14 protein-coding genes are annotated in these 20,511 nt (G+C 49.3%); 9 read left to right on the forward strand and 5 right to left on the reverse strand.

What is annotated here, in order from left to right:
- The first annotated feature begins 29 nt into the window (after positions 1 to 29).
- Entirely contained in the window at positions 30 to 848 is an 819-nt protein-coding gene (locus tag BWI97_RS15360) for an enoyl-ACP reductase (RefSeq protein ID WP_094809249.1), read from the forward strand.
- 221 nt (positions 849 to 1,069) lie between these two features.
- On the opposite strand, the gene BWI97_RS15365 is transcribed toward BWI97_RS15360, so the two are convergent.
- The 4 genes from BWI97_RS15365 to BWI97_RS15380 all read right to left on the reverse strand — a co-directional run bounded on the left by BWI97_RS15365 (position 1,070) and on the right by BWI97_RS15380 (position 6,183).
- A complete protein-coding gene (locus tag BWI97_RS15365) occupies positions 1,070 to 2,839 on the reverse strand; it encodes a DNA mismatch repair protein (protein ID WP_102201612.1) in 1,770 nt (589 codons plus the stop codon).
- A gap of 54 nt (positions 2,840 to 2,893) precedes the next feature.
- Positions 2,894 to 4,195, reverse strand: coding sequence for a glycosyltransferase family 4 protein (locus BWI97_RS15370; RefSeq protein WP_102201613.1), 1,302 nt, complete (start codon positions 4,193 to 4,195; stop codon positions 2,894 to 2,896).
- A gap of 25 nt (positions 4,196 to 4,220) precedes the next feature.
- A complete protein-coding gene (locus BWI97_RS15375) occupies positions 4,221 to 5,108 on the reverse strand; it encodes a glycosyltransferase (protein ID WP_102201614.1) in 888 nt (295 codons plus the stop codon).
- A 289-nt stretch (positions 5,109 to 5,397) separates the two neighbouring features.
- On the reverse strand, positions 5,398 to 6,183 hold the full coding sequence (locus BWI97_RS15380) for a TylF/MycF/NovP-related O-methyltransferase (RefSeq protein ID WP_094809245.1): 786 nt from the start codon (positions 6,181 to 6,183) through the stop codon (positions 5,398 to 5,400).
- Positions 6,184 to 6,446: 263 nt separating this feature from the next.
- On the opposite strand from BWI97_RS15380, the gene BWI97_RS15385 reads away from it, so the two are divergent.
- From BWI97_RS15385 to BWI97_RS15420, 8 genes are all read left to right on the forward strand, one after another.
- Complete coding sequence (locus BWI97_RS15385) at positions 6,447 to 7,388, forward strand: glycosyltransferase family 2 protein (RefSeq protein WP_102201615.1); 942 nt, start codon at positions 6,447 to 6,449, stop codon at positions 7,386 to 7,388.
- Positions 7,381 to 8,313 (forward strand): glycosyltransferase, encoded by a 933-nt coding sequence (locus BWI97_RS15390; protein WP_102201616.1) that lies wholly within the window; start codon positions 7,381 to 7,383, stop codon positions 8,311 to 8,313. Before BWI97_RS15385 ends, BWI97_RS15390 begins: the two co-directional genes overlap by 8 nt.
- A gap of 53 nt (positions 8,314 to 8,366) precedes the next feature.
- Positions 8,367 to 9,875, forward strand: coding sequence for an oligosaccharide flippase family protein (locus BWI97_RS15395; RefSeq protein WP_102201617.1), 1,509 nt, complete (start codon positions 8,367 to 8,369; stop codon positions 9,873 to 9,875).
- An 88-nt stretch (positions 9,876 to 9,963) separates the two neighbouring features.
- The gene (locus BWI97_RS15400; protein ID WP_233207866.1) at positions 9,964 to 12,366 is read left to right on the forward strand and encodes a TonB-dependent receptor; all 2,403 of its coding nucleotides are present in this window, start codon (positions 9,964 to 9,966) and stop codon (positions 12,364 to 12,366) included.
- A 317-nt stretch (positions 12,367 to 12,683) separates the two neighbouring features.
- Positions 12,684 to 14,588 carry a M1 family metallopeptidase gene (locus BWI97_RS15405; RefSeq protein ID WP_102201618.1) on the forward strand — a complete coding sequence of 635 codons (1,905 nt, stop codon included), beginning with the start codon at positions 12,684 to 12,686 and terminating at the stop codon, positions 14,586 to 14,588.
- A 155-nt stretch (positions 14,589 to 14,743) separates the two neighbouring features.
- Entirely contained in the window at positions 14,744 to 15,100 is a 357-nt protein-coding gene (locus BWI97_RS15410; protein WP_094809240.1) for a BlaI/MecI/CopY family transcriptional regulator, read from the forward strand.
- A complete protein-coding gene (locus BWI97_RS15415) occupies positions 15,097 to 16,311 on the forward strand; it encodes a M56 family metallopeptidase (protein ID WP_102201619.1) in 1,215 nt (404 codons plus the stop codon). The genes BWI97_RS15410 and BWI97_RS15415 overlap by 4 nt, the downstream gene beginning before the upstream one ends.
- A gap of 82 nt (positions 16,312 to 16,393) precedes the next feature.
- A complete protein-coding gene (locus tag BWI97_RS15420) occupies positions 16,394 to 17,947 on the forward strand; it encodes a M56 family metallopeptidase (protein WP_102201620.1) in 1,554 nt (517 codons plus the stop codon).
- A gap of 125 nt (positions 17,948 to 18,072) precedes the next feature.
- On the opposite strand, the gene htpG is transcribed toward BWI97_RS15420, so the two are convergent.
- Complete coding sequence (htpG, locus tag BWI97_RS15425) at positions 18,073 to 19,917, reverse strand: molecular chaperone HtpG (RefSeq protein ID WP_102201621.1); 1,845 nt, start codon at positions 19,915 to 19,917, stop codon at positions 18,073 to 18,075.
- Positions 19,918 to 20,511 lie beyond the last annotated feature (594 nt).

Genomic DNA, 20,511 nt, shown 5'->3' on the forward strand with positions numbered 1-20,511 from the left:
ACATCGACTAAACACTAATAGTAGATATTATGGCTTACGGCTTACTGAAAGGCAAACGGGGAATCATTTCCGGAGCCTTGGATGAAAATTCCATCGCCTGGAAAACGGCTTTAAAAGCGTACGAAGAAGGAGCCCGCTTTGTACTGACCAATGCTCCCATTGCGATGCGAATGGGAGCCATCAACCAGCTCGCAGAGCAGTGCGAGGCCCAGATCATCCCGGCGGATGCCACCGATGTGGCAGATCTGGAAAAACTCTTTACGCAGTCGCAGGAAATATTGGGCGGTAAAATCGATTTCGTTCTGCATTCCATCGGCATGAGTACCAATATTCGGAAAGGTCGGGAGTACGGCGATCTGAACTACGAATGGTTCCTGAAATCACTGGACGTATCGGCTTTATCCCTGCATAAAATGCTGCAAACGGCCGAGAAGCTGGATGCGATGGCCGAGTATGGTTCCGTAGTTGCCCTTAGTTACATTGCAGCCCAACGGTCCTTTCCCGACTATACGGACATGGCCCAGGCCAAGGCCATGCTCGAAAGCATTGCCCGTAGTTACGGCTATCGGTACGGACGCCTGAAAAAAGTGCGGGTGAATACGATTTCGCAGTCGCCCACGAAAACAACGGCTGGTACGGGAATTGGCGGTTTCGACGCGTTTTTTGATTACGCAAACAAAATGTCTCCGCTCGGTAACGCCTCGGCCGAGGCCTGTGCGGAATATGCCGTAACGTTGTTCTCAGATTTGACGCGTTCGGTTACCATGCAGAATCTGTACCACGACGGCGGCTTTTCGGCGGTGGGCATCTCCCATGAAATCGTAGACCTGATGACACCAAAGGAGTAAGACGAGTCCCCAATTTGTAATGGTTATGGAATGATCGGGGTGAGCGTGTTAACTCAAGTGTTAATGATAACCTAACCCCGAAGGGGTTCAATCTGAATAGCCCCGTATGCAATACGGGGGCTTTTATAGCAACCCGATCATTCCAAAACACTTGCTGGGGTGAGCATTTGATAAATTCCGTTGACCTCAACTCAAAATACTAAATCCACACTGTAAACTTCTCAAATCACCCCCATCTTCTGCATTAGAAACGTCGCACTACGGTTCTGGCAAATGCCGTCGAGCAACTGGTAGGGGAAGACCAGTTCATCGTTCACAATTTCTACTTCAAAGCGTTTGTTGATCAGTTTTTGCGGATACTGTTCGGTAATCTCGCAAACTTCCAGATCGTGCGTGGCAATCACCCCCCAGGCATTGTACTGGATAATTTTCTTGATCACTTCAATCGTGCCGTTTCGTTTGTCGTCGGAGTTGGTACCCCGGAATAACTCATCCAGCAAAATGAAACAGGGCTTGGTTTGCAGCGTCTGCAAAATGGATTGAAGTCGCTTCACCTCCGCAAAAAAGTACGATTCACTATCGGCCAGTGAGTCGTTCAATCGCATGGAGACCAGAATGTCCAGCGGCTGAACCCGGGCTTCGGTCGCACACACGCAGGAACCCACGTTGGTTAGTAACATATTGATGCCCAGTGTCCGCAGAAAAGTACTCTTTCCGGACATATTCGAACCCGTCAGAATCATGAACCGGGGCGAAAAACGTACGTCGTTAGTAACGCGTTTGGTACGGTTGAGCAGCGGGTGTCCCAGGCTTTTAAACGCAATTTCACCCGAATCCGACAACGACGGAAATACAAAATCCGGGTTATTATACGAAAGATTAGCAAAGCTGTTAATCGATTCGAACGTACCAATCGTTTCGAGCCAGCTACGTAGCGATGCCGCGTACTGAGCTTTCCATTGCAACAACCGATGCAGGGTATGCACGTGCGAAACGTACAGTCCGTTAGTCAGTACGGCGGCCAGGGCATGGTTGATCCCGTTCATGGCCGCCAGTAAGGACGAAAGTTGGCGTACCTGCGTGCTGGCGAGGGAGCCATTGGTCCGTAGGCGTTGTTGCAAATCCTGTAATTCTTCTGATTGAAAGGTTTGCGATTCGATGGCGGCGATGAGTGTACTGTATTTTTTAATAATCAGTCCAATACGTTCCGAATCCACCGTTTCGGCTTTCACCTGCTTCAGATTTCGGGAAAGAATAAACAGGTTAATGAGTCCCATGAAACCAGCGAGGGTGAGAAAATCATCGTCCCAGGTCAAAACAAAACCACCCACACAAAGGGCCAGTAAGGCTGGAAAAAGAATGGCTAGCGTACGGGTCAACCCCGAGACGGGCGGGCTTTTTCGTTCGCTCCATTCCACCAGAGCGGCGTATTCTTCCGCCGTATCCTGACCCATTGTACCCAGGGCCAGAAATTCCTGCCGCCACTCGGGATGATTCGCCAATTCCTGAACGGCTCGCTGGCGTGGCGTGATGGCCGCATCCGGCAAACGGTGGAGGAGTTGTTGGGCCAGGGTCGCCTGCCCGATGCTGGTAGCCGTACGGTTCAGGTGCTGATACAGCGATTTTTCACCGAAAATATCGAGGTCATACGAATACGAATGAGCCGTTTGCAGATGTTCCGTCCCCGCCTGAAACGGGATGCGGCTGCCGTTGAGGTAATCCAGCTCATCCTGGTTGATTTGAATGAGTTGACGGGTGAGGGCAATCCGGTCGGACAGTCGTTCATGCCGATACATCAGGTACCGAAAAAAAACCGCTGGCAAGAGCAGTAGTAACCAGTACCCGCTTTCGTTGGATCGCTGAGCCAGATAAATCAGTGCTCCGGCCAGGACCACGGTTAGAAAGCGAAGGGTACCAATCCAGTTATAGCGACGGCTCAGTTGCTCGGATTCCCCCTGAAACTGAGCCAGACGTTCGGCGTAAAAAGACATAACTTGAAAAGCAGATAAATACAAACAAATCCTTGGTTGTCAAGGCATTTAAGTTTAGGTATTGGAACCTTCCAAAGGTTTTCTTTTGGAGCGTCCCAATACGTCTTCGTACAGAGTCTGGTAACGTCGGGCGATGACGGGTTCCGCGTACTGCGTCAGTACCTTTTGCCGGGCATTTCGGCGTAAGGATTCATAATCCGACTGGTAAAGCGTTTGATACAGGGCCCGCATGAGGTCTTCGGAAGAACGGTATTCGGCCAATGCCCCGTTTACCCCATCGTCAATAAGCTCGGGAATGCCGCCAATGTTGAAACCCACCGAAGGCGTACCGCAGGCCATGGCTTCCATGATGGTATACGGCAGGTTTTCTTCCAGCGAAGGAATCACAAAGACCGAAGCCGCTGAATACGCTAGGGCAATTCGCTCCGGATTTGACAAACGACCCAGATGATGAGCGGGATAGGGAAGTTTGGGTAGCCCTTCGGTTTGTCCGAAAATGACGAGTTCAATCTGCTCTTTCGTTTCGGGATGAGCCGTAGCCAGCCGTTCCAGAGCTTCCTTAAAATACGAAAATCCCTTCATGGGAGCATCCACCCGCATGGCGGCAAACAGAATCAGGTGTTTATGCTGGGGCAGATTGAGTTTCCAGCGGGCTGCTTTTTTTTCGGTAGGTTTAAAAACGTCCGTATCCAGTGGATTGGGAATGCTGACAATCGTATGTTTTTTCAGTAAACTACTTTTCCGGGCCCGATTGGCCAGCCAGTCACTGCACGCTACGGTGGTGAGGTTAGCCGGATCCATGACTTTCTGTTTTCGTTCCCAGATCTGATTCGATAAATCGACCTCCGAAGGATACCGCAAAAACTTACAGTTGCCGCATTTATTGATAAAGTGATCGCATTCGCCGCTGTGGTGGCAGCCCCCCGTAAAAGGCCACATGTCGTGCATAGTCCAGACCAGCGGCTTTTGCGTTTCCACCAGTTTCTGAAAGGATTGGGTGGAAAGAAATCCGTGATTGATCCAGTGTAAATGCAGAATCTGGGCTTTTTGTACAAACGGGTGCTCGGTTACGTCTACGCCCAGTACCGCAGGATCGAAAGCCCAGTGTTGCTTTTTGGAGGCCTCGTAAGCTTTCAGGTATAGACGTTCACCGGCAAAACGAGCTAACGTTTTCTTTTTACCCAGCCAGGAGTCGTCTAAAGCGGCAATGGCTGGATTTTGGGTATTTTTTTCCTGTACTAAAATTTGGGAATACAGGGGCGAGTAACGACTCAGAGCCTGCTGCAACCGCACGGCTCCGATGGATGCCCCGCCCATATTATCGGAAGTACTCAGTAGCGTAACGGAAGTTGGCATGAAATTCAAATAGTACTGCGTGCGTTTACACCCCGTACCGAACAAAGTTAATAATCTTCCGTATCCAGCTGAGACGGAAGTGTTTGCGTAATCGCTGGTGGATGACTTCGTCGGGAGAAACGGCCTTGGTCAGTCGACTGAACCGTTCCACCCGCTGGACATCGTAGCGGTGCGTACCCCGACCAAAATTCGTGCCCGAGCCATCCATACCCGTGCTCTCCAGTTTGGAGGCCCGGGGATGCAAATTGTACGCCTGATGCTTGTAATGGGCATAGGTCCAACGAATGGCCCAGGAGTTGAGTACACCCACCTGCTGTTTTTTCAGCATCGGTAACAGGTCTTCACCGCCCCGCATGAATTCCCGCCGGGCCGCTTTATTTTTCATAAACTCCGGAAAATCGCGTACCTCCCAGTCAACTTTCGCCCAGCGGTCGGGCCAGGTGCCCCAGCCGTACGAACAGCCCCGGGCCAGTAAGAGGACATCGTGCGGATAGTCCAGCGGAATCTCAATGGGGTAGAGGTAGCCCGAAATAGAAAAAACGCGAATGTCTTTTCGGTAGTATTCCAGGGCCTCATTCATGAAGCGTAAATAATCGCGGGTACAAAGCAAGTCGTCTTCCATCACCACAATTTTATCGTGTTGCTGGAGCACCTGCGTAACCCCCCGAATGATGGAAGCCGCCAGCCCACGGTTTTCTTCGCTGAAATCCAGGTGAATGCTCTCGAACCCGCGAATGGACTGGGCGTATTCACGAACGATGGCTACGTTGGCCTCATCAGCGGCTGTTTTGGGTCCATCGGAAAAAATATATACGGTACTAAACGCAGCTTCTGGACAGCGAAGCAAGCTCTTGACGGTCTTTCGAAAATGATCCGGGCGGTTATAACAAAATAGAGCAATGGGTGCGTACATGAAAAACGTTGGTTGGAAGGCAATGTCGGGTGGAGGTTTGAAGTTTAAGCTGGTTTGAGGTTTAAGTTAGTTTGAGGAGGTTTAAGGTTGGAGTGGGTTTTGGGAGTGATTGTTTCGAGCTAGTATATGGGTAATTCTTACCAAAACCAGTCAGTAGTAAAATGCACTTTAATGCATTACTAATGCTAAGCTCTTCAATCCCTAACTTTCAAACGCACTCAAACCTTAAACTTTTCAAACCTTTTCAAACGAACTTAAACCCTCTCAAACGTCCTCCAACCCCTTCTACCTAAAACTGCTTAATCAAAATACCCTGACCCGTAGGAGAGGTGAAAATGGTGTGTCCGACCTTTTTGGCGAAAGCGTCGTGCCCGTGCTTCTGGGCTTCGCAGGTAGGGAAGCCGTAATCATCGAAAATGACAACGGCCCCGCGTACCAGTTTGGGCCAGAAGTACTCCAGGGCGGCTACTTCGGGTACCACCGCGTTCATATCAATCGACAGAAAACAAATCTGCTCGGTATCGGCCTGGGGAAGGGTATCGGGAATGGCTCCTTTGATAATACGAACGTTGAAATCTTTGAACGTTTCCTGCACCTGTTCGTATAGATTTCGACTCTGTTCGTAACCCATCGTATGGTTCCGCTGGATTTCGTAATCCGAACTATACCGCGGATCCAGCCCCTGAAAGGTATCCATGAGGTAGTATCGCTTGTCGGTTTTGGCAAAATCAATGTATTGCATGATGGCCCGGTCGCAGAACCCTGAGAAAACGCCACAGGCCACAAAATCACCCGGTAGGTGCCTGACCTGATCGGCTGCCCAGCAGAGCATATAAATCCGCCATTCCATGCCGTTTTTGGGCACCAGCGTACCGCCCAGCTTCGTCACCCAGGCATACGCGGCGGCAAAGCGGGGGTCCTGTTTGAATTCCGTATTGACTTCGGTATAGAGTTTATCCGTCGCGTAATGAAATTTATCTTTTTGCAGCAGGTGAAAATTCCAGGGAGCCCGGATGAATTTCAGGTACGGAATCCAGGGTTCAGGGACAATCTTCGATAAAAATGTAAGAGCCATGCGATGTGTTCAGTCTTCAAATCCAGGTTTTCAGGAAAAAGAGACGACGAATCCTTCTTTGGGGAATTAAATCAGCCCACGCGTCGGGTACTTTCCTCTCGCATCAAAGACTATCGCTGACCATCAGTGATTTACGAACGTGTCAACGCGTACGATTACGGCTTTTTCCTGAAAACTTCTGTAAAGTAACAGCCAATTTTTCAAATACTTTGGAATGGAGTAGGGTTTGACGTGCGTACCTTCGCCGGCAAAAAGGCTTTTCTATGCCGAAACTTTCGGTTTGTATTCCTGCGTATAAGGAGCCAGCTTTACTCGAAAAAGCCCTTCAGGCACTGGAAACGCAGACTTTTCGCGATTACGAATTGATTCTAACGGACGATACGCCCGATGATTCCGTCCGGCAGCTCGCCGAACAATGGCAGTCCCGTTTGCCCCTGCGATACCAGGCCAATCGGCCCGCGTTAGGTACGCCTGAAAACTGGAATTCGGGCATTCGTCTGGCTCAGGGAGCGTACATCCTGATTCACCACCACGATGACTGGCTGCTACGTCCGGATAGTCTGGCTTTGTTTGTACAGGCTCTGGATGAACACCCCGACGCGGTTTTCGCCTTTGCCAATACCGATATTCGTCGACTGAGTACGGACGAACGCATTCGTCTGAATCGACCTTCAGAAATCCAACTGGCTCAGCTCCGAACCGAACCCGAAGTGCTCATTACGGCTGATTTTGTGGGCGTGCCGAGTACGGTCATGTTCCGAAAATCCGCCGGACTTTTCTTCGATTCCCAGCTCAAGTGGCTCGTTGATGTGGACTTTTACGTGCGGGCCTTGCGGCAACAGCCCCGGGCGGCGTACATCCCTCAGGCTTTGGTAGGGGTGGCCATCCACGAAAAACAGGTGACGGCTTCGGTAACGAAAAACAAAAATTTACTGCTGTTTGAGTACTTCACGGTGGCCGAGAAATTCAATCTCGATCTCCGGCAGGAACCCTACGCCGGAGCGTACGGCTACTGGTTCTGGCGGCTCAACGTGCAATCGGTCGATGAAATTCGGGCGGCGGGTTTTTACGGACCTATTCCCGCAGGTACGGAAGCGTTAATCCGAAACCGTCGTAAATTCGGTTTCCGGCACTGGTACATCAAAACGGTCATGTTCGTTAAATATCGCCTTTTGGGCCTCAAACGCAAGGATCTGCATGAATGAGTTGCCGCTTTCGGTGGTCATCTGTACCTACAACCGGGCCGATCTGATTGGGCTGGCTCTGGCGGATTTAACCCGACAAACGCTGGATACCCGTCAGTTTGAAATCATCGTCATTGATAATAATTCCCGCGATACCACACCGGAGGTCGTGCGGTCCTTTACGGAACAATACCCGCACATTCGGTACTTTTTCGAAGGAAAGCCAGGACGTAGTATTGCCCGAAATCGGGGTTGGCAGGAAGCCCGGGGCGAGTTTGTCGCGTACCTTGACGACGATATTCGCGTCGATCCGCAGTGGGCGACGGCCATGCTCAGGGCTTTGCAGCAAACGCCCCGACCGCTGGCCGTGGGTGGACTGGTAGAACCCTGGTACGCCGAAACACCGCCGGCCTGGTTTGTTCGCGACTTTGAACTTCGCAGCTGGGGCGATCAGCCCGGTTATATTCCGGCCCAGCGGGCTCCGTTTGGGTTTGCCGGAGGAAATATGGGGATCGCGAAAAAGGTATTGCAGCAGTACGGCGGTTTTCAGGAAGAACTCGGCGGCGGCGGCGAGCATATGCCACGCATGGGCGAAGAAACCGATCTGTTTTTCCGGATCTACAAAGATCATCAGGCCGAAGCAGACCGTATTTTCTGGTTCGAACCGGCGGCCCGGATTCAGCACTGGACGCCCGCCCGCAACTGGCAGATTCCGTACCGCTTGCAACGCAGTCACGCCAGCGGAGCCGCCCGGGCGTGGATGATGCAGGTAAAGCCGTATTCCTGGCAATACTGGCGGGTGCTAGCTTTTGGGGTGAAGTCCACGTTTCGTTTGCTCAAATCGCTGGCAACCACGAAACATCCGATGAAAACCGAGTGGGTCAAGTACCGGCAGACGCTGGCCTACCTCAAAGGTTTTTCGGACGAAAGCCGAACGTTGAAGTAAGAAATAAGGGCCTTGAGCCAACCCCCATACAGAAAATAAACCATTAACAACCCTTGGGAATTGTCATTCGTCAAAGCCTGAAAGCCAGTGCCGTTACGTATGCCGGTGTGGCCATCGGAACGATCAATCAGCTTTTTGTCGCTACGCATTTTCTGAGCGAAAGTCAGCTGGGCCTTACGCGTTCGCTGCTTACGTTCAGTCTGTTGTTTTACGCCATTTTTACCTTCGGTGGGCCTTCCATTGCGGACCGCTATTTCAGTCGATTTCGTAACGATGAAGAGAAACACCACGGGTTCCTGACGTTTTTGCTCGGGTATGCCGCGGTGTATTTCCTGCTCTTTGTAGTCGTATACCTGGGCGGTCACCGCTGGTTTATCCATTTTTTTCAGGAAAAGTCGCCGGAGCTGGTTCGCTATTATCAGCTACTGATCTGGTTGACGGGCTTTAATTTATTGCAGGGCATCCTGGAAGCGTACTGCCGCAATTTGCAACGTATTGCGATTCCGGCTCTGTTCCGGGAAGTAGGACTGAAGCTGGCCAATATGGTGGTGATCCTGCTGTACGGTTTTAAAGTGATTGATTTTGAGGTCTTTATTCGTTTGTACGTCTGGTCGTACGGACTGATTAGTCTAGGGTTGCTGGTGTACCTGCGGCTGATGGGCAAACTTTATCTCCACCGTATCTCCTGGGATCTGGTACGCCCCGTACTGAGTGAAATGATGCGGTTTGGCTCGATTGCGGCCCTGGGAGCCATCGGAACGACGATTTGTAATTACATCGATCAGGCCATGATCAGCCATTACCTGGGGCAGGATTACGCCGGGGTATTTGCCATTGCCGTACTGATCGCCTCGCTCATCGAGATTCCCAAAAAAGCCCTTACGCAAATTGCCATTCCATTGGTGGCCCAGTCTATTCGGCAGCAGGATTACGTAACCACCGAAAACATGCACCAGAAAGTGGCTCTGCACCAGCTACTGGCGGGGATGTTTCTGTTTGTGGGCATCTGGACGAACCTGGATGATCTGTTCGGAATCATGCCCAAGGGAGCCGTTTTCGCCCAGGGGACAAACGTCGTTTTTCTGTTTCTGATGACCCGACTGCTGGATATGGCGGGCGGCATGAGTGGTGAAATCATGGGATATTCGCAGTACTACCGCGTATCAACGGCCTTTGTACTGGTGCTGGGCGTACTGACGATTCTCACGAACCAATGGCTGGTGCCGAAGTACGGAATCGACGGATCAGCGATGGCGACTACGATCACGATTTTGTTTTACAGTGCCTTACGGGCCGGATTTGTATACTGGAAATTTAAGATTCTGCCCTTTACGCAGCAAACCCTCGGAGCCATCGGAATTGGACTTGTGGCGTACTTAATCACCCTGGCCATTCCTGATTTTGGAACTACAGTTGGCACCCGGATTGTGAATATGGTGCTGCGGTGCATTGTAACAACGGTTGTTTTTACTTCGATGGTGGTGGGTTTACGCATTTCACCCGAAATCAACGGCCTGATCGATTCACTGGTCAAGCAGGGGAAAGGCTTCATTAAAAAATGACAATAAAATTAATGGCTGCCCTTGTTTTTAATTAATCTAAATAGCTATAGATTTGTGGCGAGTTTTTTCTCCCAAACAAATCATATCTGTGAGATCGCTATACACGTTCTTTTTTCTTCTTCTTGGTTTTTACGGATTTGCCCAGACGGGTCGGATTACGGGTCAGGTGCTGACTGCCGATGGCAAGCCCGTTGAAAACGTTGCTATTAAACTGAAAGGCCGCCAGGTTGGAGCCGTAACGGACGAAAATGGTCAGTATACGCTTCAAAAAGTAAAAGTGGGTACGTATACCTTAGTAGCCAGTTTTATTGGACTTCAAACGCAGGAAGCCGAGGTACAGGTTTCTGAAAATCAAACGACCACGGCTTCGTTTACGTTACGCGAAACGCTGAATCAGCTACAGGAAGTAGTGGTTTCAGGTAACGCCAACCGATTTGCGAAACGCGAAAGTGACTTCGTAGCTAAGTTACCGTTGAGCAAAATGGAAAACCCGCAGGTGTATTCCACGATTTCCAAGGAATTGCTGGCTGAACAATTGGTGTTCTCAGTCGATGATGCCACCAGAAATGCTCCGGGTTTACAGAAAATGTGGGATGCTACGGGCCGCGGTGGAGATGGCGGATCGTATTACAACCTGCGTGGATTTGTGGTACAGAGCCAACTGCGAAACGGCGTAGCCGGAAATATCACTTCTCGCATTGATGCTGCCAACCTGGAGAGCATTGAAGTAATCAAAGGTCCTTCTGCTACGCTTTTTGGGAGTACGCTCACTTCGTACGGCGGATTGATCAACCGGGTTACTAAAAAACCGTATGACAAGTTTGGCGGTGAGATTACGTATTCCACGGGTAGTTATCGCTTCAACCGGATCAGTGCGGACGTTAATACGCCACTCGATGCGGACAAGAAAGTACTTTTCCGTCTCAATACCGCTTATAATTACGAGGGATCTTTTCAGGATAATGGTTTCTCCCGTAACATCGTCGTAGCTCCGAGTCTGTCGTATCAGGTGAATGATCGACTGTCGTTTACGTTTGATGCCGAGATTTCCAGCGGCGAGGGTACGTCGAAGCCCTTCATCTTCTTCTACTTCCCCGTATCTCAGTTAGGTGCTTCGCGGGCTGATCAGTTAGGAATTGATTACAATCGGTCTTACTCCAGCAACGATCTGACGCAAACGTCCCGAAACAGTAATTTCTTCGCTCAGATGAATTACAAACTTTCGGATCAATGGACCTCTCAGACGTTCTTTACCAGTACGCGTAGTTTTTCTAACGGGCATAACCCTTACTACTACGTGCTGCCGAATGCCGTAGCCTTGAATAATCCTACGCTTCAGGGTGCCGATTATCTGGTTCGGGCGGATCAGTCAACGGCCAATAGCGTCGCACAGGTAGCGGAAATTCAGCAGAATTTCATTGGTGATTTCAGAATCGGTAACGTCAGAAACCGCTTTGTAGGTGGTCTGGATTATTTCACCCAGAACTCCAACCAGCTCTTTTATTATACCGAGTTTGATACAACGCGTAAAAACGGTACGATTCCCCAGTACAGCCAGTTTAATAAAACCAGGCTGGAGGCCTTGTATGCCCGCAAGAATTATTCCGAATTCCCGTATCGATACATCACGCAGACCTATAGTGCCTACGCTTCTGATGTCGTAAATATTACGGATCGACTGATGGTGATGCTGGCTCTGCGGGTTGATCACTTCAACAACAAAGGAGATTTTGATCAAGCGACGGGAACGTACAACGGTGCCTACGAACAAACGGCCCTGTCGCCCAAGTTTGGCTTGGTGTATCAGCCTTTCAAGGATCGCTTCTCCGTTTTTGCGAACTACCAAAGTGGATTTGCGAACAAAACGGGTACCGATTTTGAAGGCAAGTCATTCAAACCTGAATACGCCAGTCAGGCCGAAGGCGGGATTAAACTCGATGCGTTTGGCGGTCGACTGAACGGTACCCTGAGTTACTACTACATTACGGTTGAAAACCTGGTGCGACCTAACCCCACTACGCCTAACTTCTCTATCCAGGATGGTACACAACGCAGCCAGGGACTGGAAGCGGAACTGATTGCCAATCCTTTCCAGGGGTTGAACGTAGTCGCTGGTTTTGCTTACAATGATTCAAAGTATACGAAATCAGCCCGTGATGTGGAAGGTCGTCGTCCAGCCACGGCCATGTCGCCTTACTCGGCTAACCTCTGGTTGAGCTATAAAATTTCCAAAGGAGCCGCTCAGGGTCTTGGATTTGGTTTCGGTGGCAATTACGCCAGTGACAATAAAATCGTGAACAGTGTGGCGATGGGTGAATTCATCCTGCCCGCTTATACGGTACTGAACGCCACGGCTTTCTACGAGTATTCTAAATTCCGCTTAGGTTTCAAAGTAGATAACCTGACCAATCAACAATACTGGACGGGATATACAACCATGAATCCCCAGCGTCCAAGAAGCGTTACCGGTAGTATTTCATTTAAGTTTTAGTGAACAAGTTTCGGAAAACGGCCTGATCCATGATCAGGCCGTTTTTGTTTGGGGAAATTGCTCATTTCCATTTCAAGCTTGTATCTCAACCCCGGAGGGGTTCAATATCCATAGCCTCGTATGCAATGCGGGGAATACCAGCCGCCTCTTTTACCGTAGATTCCAACTCCGGAGGGATTCATTAAGAATAGCTCCGCATGAAATGCGGGGTGCGAATGAGGTTTCAACACCAAACCCAAAACTCAAAACCCCCAACGGTAAACTGAAAACTCTTCCGTACATTAGACCAGATTTTCACATTAAATCATTCCTTCATCATGTTTCTCACGAGTAAAAAATCTGGTTTGCTGGCGGCGGCCTTCCTGACCTCTTTTGCTGCTTTGAGCCAGGAAGTGCAGAACCTGCCCGTACCCCTGGAAATTCAGAAAGCCTACGAAAACGGCACGCGGAGCACGGATGGCAAGCCGGGTGCGAAATACTGGCAAAATCATTCAGACTATAAAATTCAGGTAGACCTGAATCCGGCGACGCGTCGACTGAGCGGTACGGAACAGGTTGTCTATACCAACAACAGTACGACCCGTCTGCAAAATCTCGTGGTTCGGCTGTATCCGGACATTTTTAAGAAAGACGCCAACCGCGATGAACGTGAAATCGACCCTTCGGATATTAATGAAAGCGGCGTTGATGTAGAAAGCATCAGCATCAATGGTACGGAAGCCAAAATTCAGCGGAACGGTACCAATATGTTCGTGAGCGTTCGGGGAGGTCTGGCTCCTGGTGAAAAACTTACACTGGATGTGAAGTGGAATTATCTGATTCCCGCCAAAACGCACATCCGCGAAGGAATCTATTTCAATACTTCGTACATGGTGGCCTACTGGTATCCGCAGATCGCCGTTTACGACGACATCGATGGCTGGGATCGCCAGGATTATACGGGTCAGAAGGAATTCTACAACGACTTTAATACCTATGATGTCAACATCACGGTTCCGGCCAGTCACCTGGTTTGGGCAACGGGGGAGTGGCAAAATCCGGATAAGATTCTTGCTACGGAATACCTGAATCGGTACAAAAACTCGCGTACATCCAGCGAAGTCGTGAAAATCGTTTCGTCCACGGATCGCGAAAAAGGTGGAATCACCCTGGCTAAAACGGGCACGCATACCTACCACTTCAAGGCTGAGCACGTACCTGACTTCGTATTTGCCGCTTCGGATACCTATCTCTGGGATGCAGCCAGTGCCGTAGCCGATCCGAAAACGGGCCGTCGGACGGGCGTTGCCGCGGTATATCACCCTTCCAGCAAAGATTTTTACGACGTATGCCGGTATGCCAAGCAGTGCGTGGAGTACTTCTCGACCTACCTGCCCGGCGTACCCTTCCCATATCCCAATGAAACCGTATTCAACGGGTCGGGTGGGATGGAATTCCCGATGTTCGTAAACGATGGTTCGTATCCTCCGGCTTTTGCGGCCGAAGTGACGGCCCACGAAATCGCTCACACGTACTTCCCCTTTTACATGGGAATCAACGAACGTAAGTACGCCTGGATGGACGAAGGCTGGGCTCAAACCCTGCCGAACTGGCTGGAATTCGACATCGCGGGAATGCCCAAGAAGTTCATGCCGCAGCAAACCAACGCCGCTTACTTTGACCAGTTTGCTGGAAAAGAGCAGGAGCAACCCATGATGGTACCGACCAACCTGCTCAACGGATCGGCGTATACGTTCGCTACCTATATGCGGCCTTCGCAGGCGTATACCTTCCTGCGGGATATGCTGGGTCATGATAAATTTAAAGCGACCCTGCAGGAGTACATGGCTCGCTGGAATGGAAAGCACCCCATGCCGTACGATTTCTTCTTCTCATTCAATGATTACCTGAAAGAGGATTTGTCGTGGTACTGGAAACCCTGGTTCTTCGAAAAAGGCTATCCCGATCTGGCTCTGACCGATGTCAGTGACAAGAAAGGAAAGACAAAGATTGTCGTAACCCGTAAAGGTTCATTGCCCGTACCGATTCGGATGATCGTATTGTTCAACGATGATTCGACCGAGGAGATCAACGAAACGGCCCGGTACTGGAAAGATGGAGCGAAGACTTTTGAAGTAGATAAGAAATTCGGTAAACCCATCAAGAAAATTACCCTTAGCGGTCTAATGATTCCGGACGTAAACCGTAAGGATAACGTCTGGGAACCCGCAGCGAAACAATAGATTTTCCAACGGATACAAAAAATGGTCGGCCCGATAGCCGACCATTTTTTGTATCCAAACTTTAATAATTAAAAGATTAGTTATAAAACTGTAAATTCAGTTGTATAATTGAAAAATAAGTTAAACCTTTGACTGAGTTAAAAAAATAAAAGCCCATGGAAGAACTTACCCGCACTGAAGAACGTGTCATGCAGGCCATCTGGGAGTTGGATACGCCTTTCTTCATCAAAGATCTGGTGGAGCGGATGCCGGGCAAACCGCCCTATAATACCATCTTATCCGTCGTGCGAATTTTGGAATCGAAAGGTTTTCTGGGGTACAAGGCCTACGGTCGTACGTACGAATACTTCGCCAAAATTCCCAAGGAAGATTACCGGAAAAGTGGGTTTCGCAAATTGCTCAGCGATTACTTCGATGGTTCTACCACGAGCTTACTTTCTTTCATGGCCAGGGAAGAACAGATCACGTCGGAGCAATTGGATGAATTACGTAAATTCATTGACGAGCAATGATGTATCTGCTGCATTCATCGCTGATACTGGCAGTTTTTTACGTTGTCTATCGTTTGGTTCTTCAGAAACTGACCTTTCATACGCTCAATCGGGCGTATTTGCTGGCGAGCCTTGTGTTGAGCATTCTGATTCCCCTCGTACCGCTCCAACCCGCTGACTGGACCAAACAGCAACGTGAGCCTACGGAAGTTTTAGCGAAGTCAGTTACGGCTCATCGTTCAAGCACATCAGTTTCCGGGAAGAATGACCCGTTGAATTTTGTTGCTCTTACGCAGTGGGTATATGGGTCAGTTGTGGTCGTACTGCTCGGGCGATTGTTAAGGAAGCTGATCCTGCTAGGGCTACAAATCCGTCGATCCAGGGTTGAACGCTGGCGGGGCTTGCACCTCATTTCTACGGAACACGCCACGGCTTCCTTCTTCCACTGGGTTTTTCTGAACGATAAAGCATTGAATCCGAAGGAAAGGCAGATGGTACGGGCTCATGAGTACAGCCATTTTCGTCGGGGACATTCCATAGATGTGATGGTAGTCGAGATCTTCCGCTGCATCTGGTGGTTTCATCCGGTTAGCTATTGGTTACAAAAATCGCTGACTCAGCTCCATGAATACGAGGTGGATGCCGAAGTCGTTCAGCAGTACAGTACCAAAGCGTACGCTCAGCTAATTCTGAAACTGGCTGTACCGCAATCGGTCGGTATCACGACTCCCTTTGCCCGGCAATCCATCAAAAATCGCATCCATTTCCTCTTTACCCCATCCTCGATTTCTATGAAAAAACTACTTTTTGGGGTACTCATACCCCTGATGGCTGGAGCAGTAATCCTGTTTGCTCCGCCTCGCACGTTCCCACCTGCAACGATGGTTCAGACAAGCCAGGGGTCGATTCATCGGGTCACCTACGTGGATTATGAGGCCTTCCTGTCGGACATGCGTCGTAACCCTTCACTTTCCAGGCAAAAATTCGCAACGCTATTTCCGAATGATTGGCGTGAAGCGTATCAGAAAAACTGCCGTTCCAAAGACCAGGGCGTTACGGGCGTAAGCTGGGATCAGGCCATGCAGTACTGTACGTGGAAGACAAACGTTTCAAAAAATCATTATCTGCCCATCACGTATCGCCTGCCAACTGAGCAGGAGTTTCAAGACCTGTTCGCCAGGGGAGAGGCAGGGAAACCGACGGGTTTCTATTGCCTGGCCATCTGTCCATAAAGTCCGGTGTTCTCCAGCAGGCCAGGGATGGCTACGATTCTACTCCACTGAAGTATTAACCCACCTACGTTGATTCCTCAAGATGACTTACCTCCTGCATGCTTCGCTCATTTTATCCAGCTTCTACGCCGTCTACTGGTTCGGTCTTCGCAAGCTGACCTTTCACACGCTCAAGCGGTTTTACCTGTTGGGAACGCTGGTGTGTAGTTTGCTCATTCCCGTGCTGCCGATCTTGCCGGCTGAAGTAGTACGGGAAGAATCCATCTGGGAAACGACACCCGTCGTCAGCCCATCAGAGCCAGGAGCCCAACCGATAGCCGAGTCTAAGCCGAACACGGAGACATCGGCCATCGACTGGAACTTCATCGGCTTTAGCGTATATGCGGGCGTGGCTGGTACGCTCAGTTTACTGTTAATCGCCCGAGTATTCGTCATTATTCATCAGATTCAGCGAAAGCCCCGGACCACCTGGCATTGCTTACGGATTATACCTACGGAGCAAACCACGGCTTCTTTTTTCCGGTGGGTATTCCTGAATGAAGCGGACCTTACGGATTCGGAACGCGAAATGGTTCTAATTCACGAGTACGTGCATTATCGGCGGCTGCATTCACTGGATCTTTTACTCGTTGAATTACTTGGGTGCGTCTGGTGGTTTAATCCCGCCCTGTACTGGCTGAAAAAATCTCTGGTACAAACGCACGAGTACGAGGTAGACGCCGAACTCGCCACGCGTTACGGTGCAAAACCTTACGCTCAGCTTTTATTGAAATTAGCCATACCTGGCGTAAAGAGCCTCAGGCACACGTTTGCCCGACAACCCATTAAAAGTCGAATCAAAATGTTGTTCACTCCCTCTTCTGCTGCGATGAAAAAAATCCTCTTTGTACTCGTGCTGCCACTCATGGCTGTTTCTGTTGTTCTATTTGCTCAACGCATACCTGCTCAGGAAGTAAGACCAGACCCGGTTGGATCTGAACGGACGAGCCTTCCGGTTGCCTCTGCTCAGGCCACGGGTTCCGTGAAGTTGGCTCCGGTTACCCCGGGAAAACCGCTTTCCCGGCAACGAAAGATTAAAAAGGAACGGCCTATACAGTTGTCGCCTCGGACCCTTACTGACGGGTATCAGCTGGGAAAAAATCCGATTGTCTTTATCAATGGAAAACGGTATGATGCCTCCATACTCGAGCGGATTGATCCGGAAAAACTGCGGACGGCGGCATTGACGCCCAAAGGTAAAACCATCAAATTTGAAGGAAAAGAAGTAAAAGACGGCAAAATTGAACTGACGGTACACGATGATTTTGAGCTGACCGATACCCGGAAAATCAGGATCGCTGCTACAAATGCCAGGGATACGTACAGAGCCTTAACAAACGCCTCGCCGAATCGATCCATTGTGCGGGTTCGGCAAACGAGCTATGAGGAAAATCCTTATGAAGTCGTGTATTACCTAAGTCCGCGTGGGGTAAGTGCAGCGGTTTCCCTGAAACCGGGAGAACGGGTGGAGTTTTATCTGGATGGCGTAAAACGCACGGAAGAGCAGATGAATGCCGCCGGAAGACAAGGTACATCCCGAACCGCAATAGAGCCCCAAAATGGCGTTGCAAGGATTGAAATAAATAATAAAAACTAGATCTGGAGCTAAAGCAGTATAGATCTGATTGCTTCTCAATGAACTCTTGTGAAAAGGCGTATCGTTTAAATAAAAAAGGCCCGTTCTCTTCAAAACGGGCCTTTTTATTATTGGTAAGCTATCAACTATACACCTGCTACCGTCCGTTTGATGAACTCCGTCAGGCTTGGGCCACTCAATAACCCTTGTGACAACAGGGCCAGATCAATGAGTTGCTTGGCCAGATTCGAATCCGCGGAATCTTTCACGCGTAAGATGGCCGGGTGGTTCGCGTTGATGATCAGATTGTACGTCATGGGCATCGAACCAAAGAAGGCCGGCTGACCGCCCATTTTAGACATATCATTCATCCGACGCATGAATTCATTCTGGGTCAATACTACCGGAAGCTCGTCCGAACTTAGCGGTTGCACATCTACTGAATACCCCGCTCCGGCTACGCCTTCAAACAGGGATTTCAGGGACGTTTTCTCGTCTTCACTCAGTACGCTTTCAACCGTAACGCCTTTGTCGATCAGGCGATCCAGACTGTCGGCATCCACGCGTTTGAAGGACGTTTTCTCCAGTTTCTGCTCCATCTTGCCGATGAAGTGCGGGTCAATCGCACCTTCCAGTTTCAGAACATCGTACCCCCGGGTCAGAGCCGTTTGAATATACGCATCCTGTTTACCTGCATCGGTGGTGTAAAGCCATACCAGCGAATCGTCTTTGTCTTTCTGGGTCGCTTCGGTTTTGGCTTTGTACTCTTCCAGCGTATAGTACTTCTCATCCGCACTTTGCAGCAGGACGAAATCCTTGGCTTTGTCGTAAAACTTATCGTCCGACACCATCCCGTACTTGATGAAGATGCCGATATCGCTGAACTTTTCTTCGTAACCCGGACGGTCATTCTTGAACAGTTCGTTCAGCTTATCCGCTACTTTACGGGTGATGTACCCGTTAATTTTCTTCACGTTCGCATCGGCCTGCAGGAAGCTACGACTTACGTTCAGCGGAATATCCGGTGAGTCGATCACCCCGTGCAGCAGCATCAGGAAATCGGGGACGACGTCTTTCACTTCATCCGTAATGAAGACCTGACGGCTGTACAACTGAATCTTCTCACGGCTCAGTTGCAGTTCGTTCTTGATTTTGGGGAAGTAGAGAATACCCGTCAGGTTGAAGGGATAATCTACATTGAGGTGAATCCAGAACAGCGGCTTTTCCGAGAACGGGTACAAAGTTTCGTAGAACTTCAGGTAGTCTTCGTCCGTCAGATCGTTCGGATTTTTCGTCCAGATGGGTTCGGTTTCGTTGATCACCTTACCGTCGAATTCGACGGGGATGGGTAGGAATTTGCCGTATTTCTCCAGAACCGTATTCAGACGATACTGTTCCAGGAATTCCTCTGAATCCGGAGCTACGTGCAGAATGATGTCCGTACCACGTTCGGTTTTGTCAGCCGCCGAAATCTCAAATTCCGTGGAACCGTCGCAAATCCAGCGGGCTGCTGGAGCGTCCTGATACGATTTGGTAACGATTTCAACCTGCGAGGCCACCATAAAAGCCGAGTAGAAGCCCAGTCCAAACTGACCAATAATCGCTCCCCGCTCTACACCCTGATCTTTGTATTTTTCTACGAATTCCAGAGCACCGGAAAAAGCAATCTGATTGATATACTTTTTGATTTCGTCGGCAGTCATGCCCAAACCTTTATCGCTAATGGTAATGGTCCTGGCCTCTTTATCGACGGAAACTTTAATCGTCAAATCCCCTAACTCTCCGCCATATTCGCCCAAAGACGCTAATCGCTTGATTTTCTGCGTGGCATCAACGGCGTTGGATACTAGTTCGCGAAGAAAAATCTCATGGTCGGAATACAGAAATTTCTTAATGATGGGGAAAATATTCTCCGTGTGAATCGAAATATTCCCCTTTTCATGAAAGTGGTTGTATCCATTGGTTTGTAATAAGTTGGAATGATGGTGAATCAGTTAGCAACGTAGCAAAGTTCATTCCCAATCGAATAAAATGTCATATTGACAGGCAAAGGCAATATCGTATCAATTGTAGTGAAAAAAAGGCAAGATGACTAGTATAAAAATAAGTTAAAATTGCATATTAATTGCTTATCCTGCTTTACCTCGAACAAGTCGCATCAATAAACCTATTTACAGACGGCCTATATGTGCCGTCTGTTTTGTTTTTTTCCAGGCTTTGGGAACGATCCTTTCTGAAAATTTTTCCGGTACGCTTCACTACCCATTCAGCTAATTGCGTAAAGCTTTACTTAAGCACACCCGCAAAAGCCTACTGTTTACCAAGGTATTGAAAATATTTTTTTGTTAATAAATGGAGAAGTCTTGAAAAGCGTAAGCTCCATTGCAAAGAAATAAATAAGTATTTTTAACTAGTAAAATTACTTTGTATGGGTATTTTTGCCGGTATAAGGCCTTGAAAACGGAATAGGATAACAAGAAGCTGAAAACACTTTAGCGAAAAATTACGTTAGTATCGGTACCTACAGAGCGGCGGGCGACTTTGAAATGTAAATTTTTAAATTGTACTTTTGCAATAGTAATCCT

Source organism: Siphonobacter sp. BAB-5405 (assembly GCF_002872335.1).
GTDB lineage: Bacteria > Bacteroidota > Bacteroidia > Cytophagales > Spirosomataceae > Siphonobacter.

Bases quoted from the DNA above. Each gene is read 5' to 3' on its own strand.
- BWI97_RS15370 (WP_102201613.1), bottom strand. From the start codon at position 4,195: ATGCCAACTTCCGTTACGCTACTGAGTACTTCCGATAATATGGGCGGG.
- BWI97_RS15415 (WP_102201619.1), top strand. From the start codon at position 15,097: ATGATGTATCTGCTGCATTCATCGCTGATACTGGCAGTTTTTTACGTT.
- BWI97_RS15385 (WP_102201615.1), top strand. From the start codon at position 6,447: ATGCCGAAACTTTCGGTTTGTATTCCTGCGTATAAGGAGCCAGCTTTA.
- BWI97_RS15365 (WP_102201612.1), bottom strand. From the start codon at position 2,839: ATGTCTTTTTACGCCGAACGTCTGGCTCAGTTTCAGGGGGAATCCGAG.
- BWI97_RS15420 (WP_102201620.1), top strand. From the start codon at position 16,394: ATGACTTACCTCCTGCATGCTTCGCTCATTTTATCCAGCTTCTACGCC.
- BWI97_RS15410 (WP_094809240.1), top strand. From the start codon at position 14,744: ATGGAAGAACTTACCCGCACTGAAGAACGTGTCATGCAGGCCATCTGG.
- BWI97_RS15380 (WP_094809245.1), bottom strand. From the start codon at position 6,183: ATGGCTCTTACATTTTTATCGAAGATTGTCCCTGAACCCTGGATTCCG.
- BWI97_RS15375 (WP_102201614.1), bottom strand. From the start codon at position 5,108: ATGTACGCACCCATTGCTCTATTTTGTTATAACCGCCCGGATCATTTT.
- BWI97_RS15390 (WP_102201616.1), top strand. From the start codon at position 7,381: ATGAATGAGTTGCCGCTTTCGGTGGTCATCTGTACCTACAACCGGGCC.
- BWI97_RS15405 (WP_102201618.1), top strand. From the start codon at position 12,684: ATGTTTCTCACGAGTAAAAAATCTGGTTTGCTGGCGGCGGCCTTCCTG.
- BWI97_RS15360 (WP_094809249.1), top strand. From the start codon at position 30: ATGGCTTACGGCTTACTGAAAGGCAAACGGGGAATCATTTCCGGAGCC.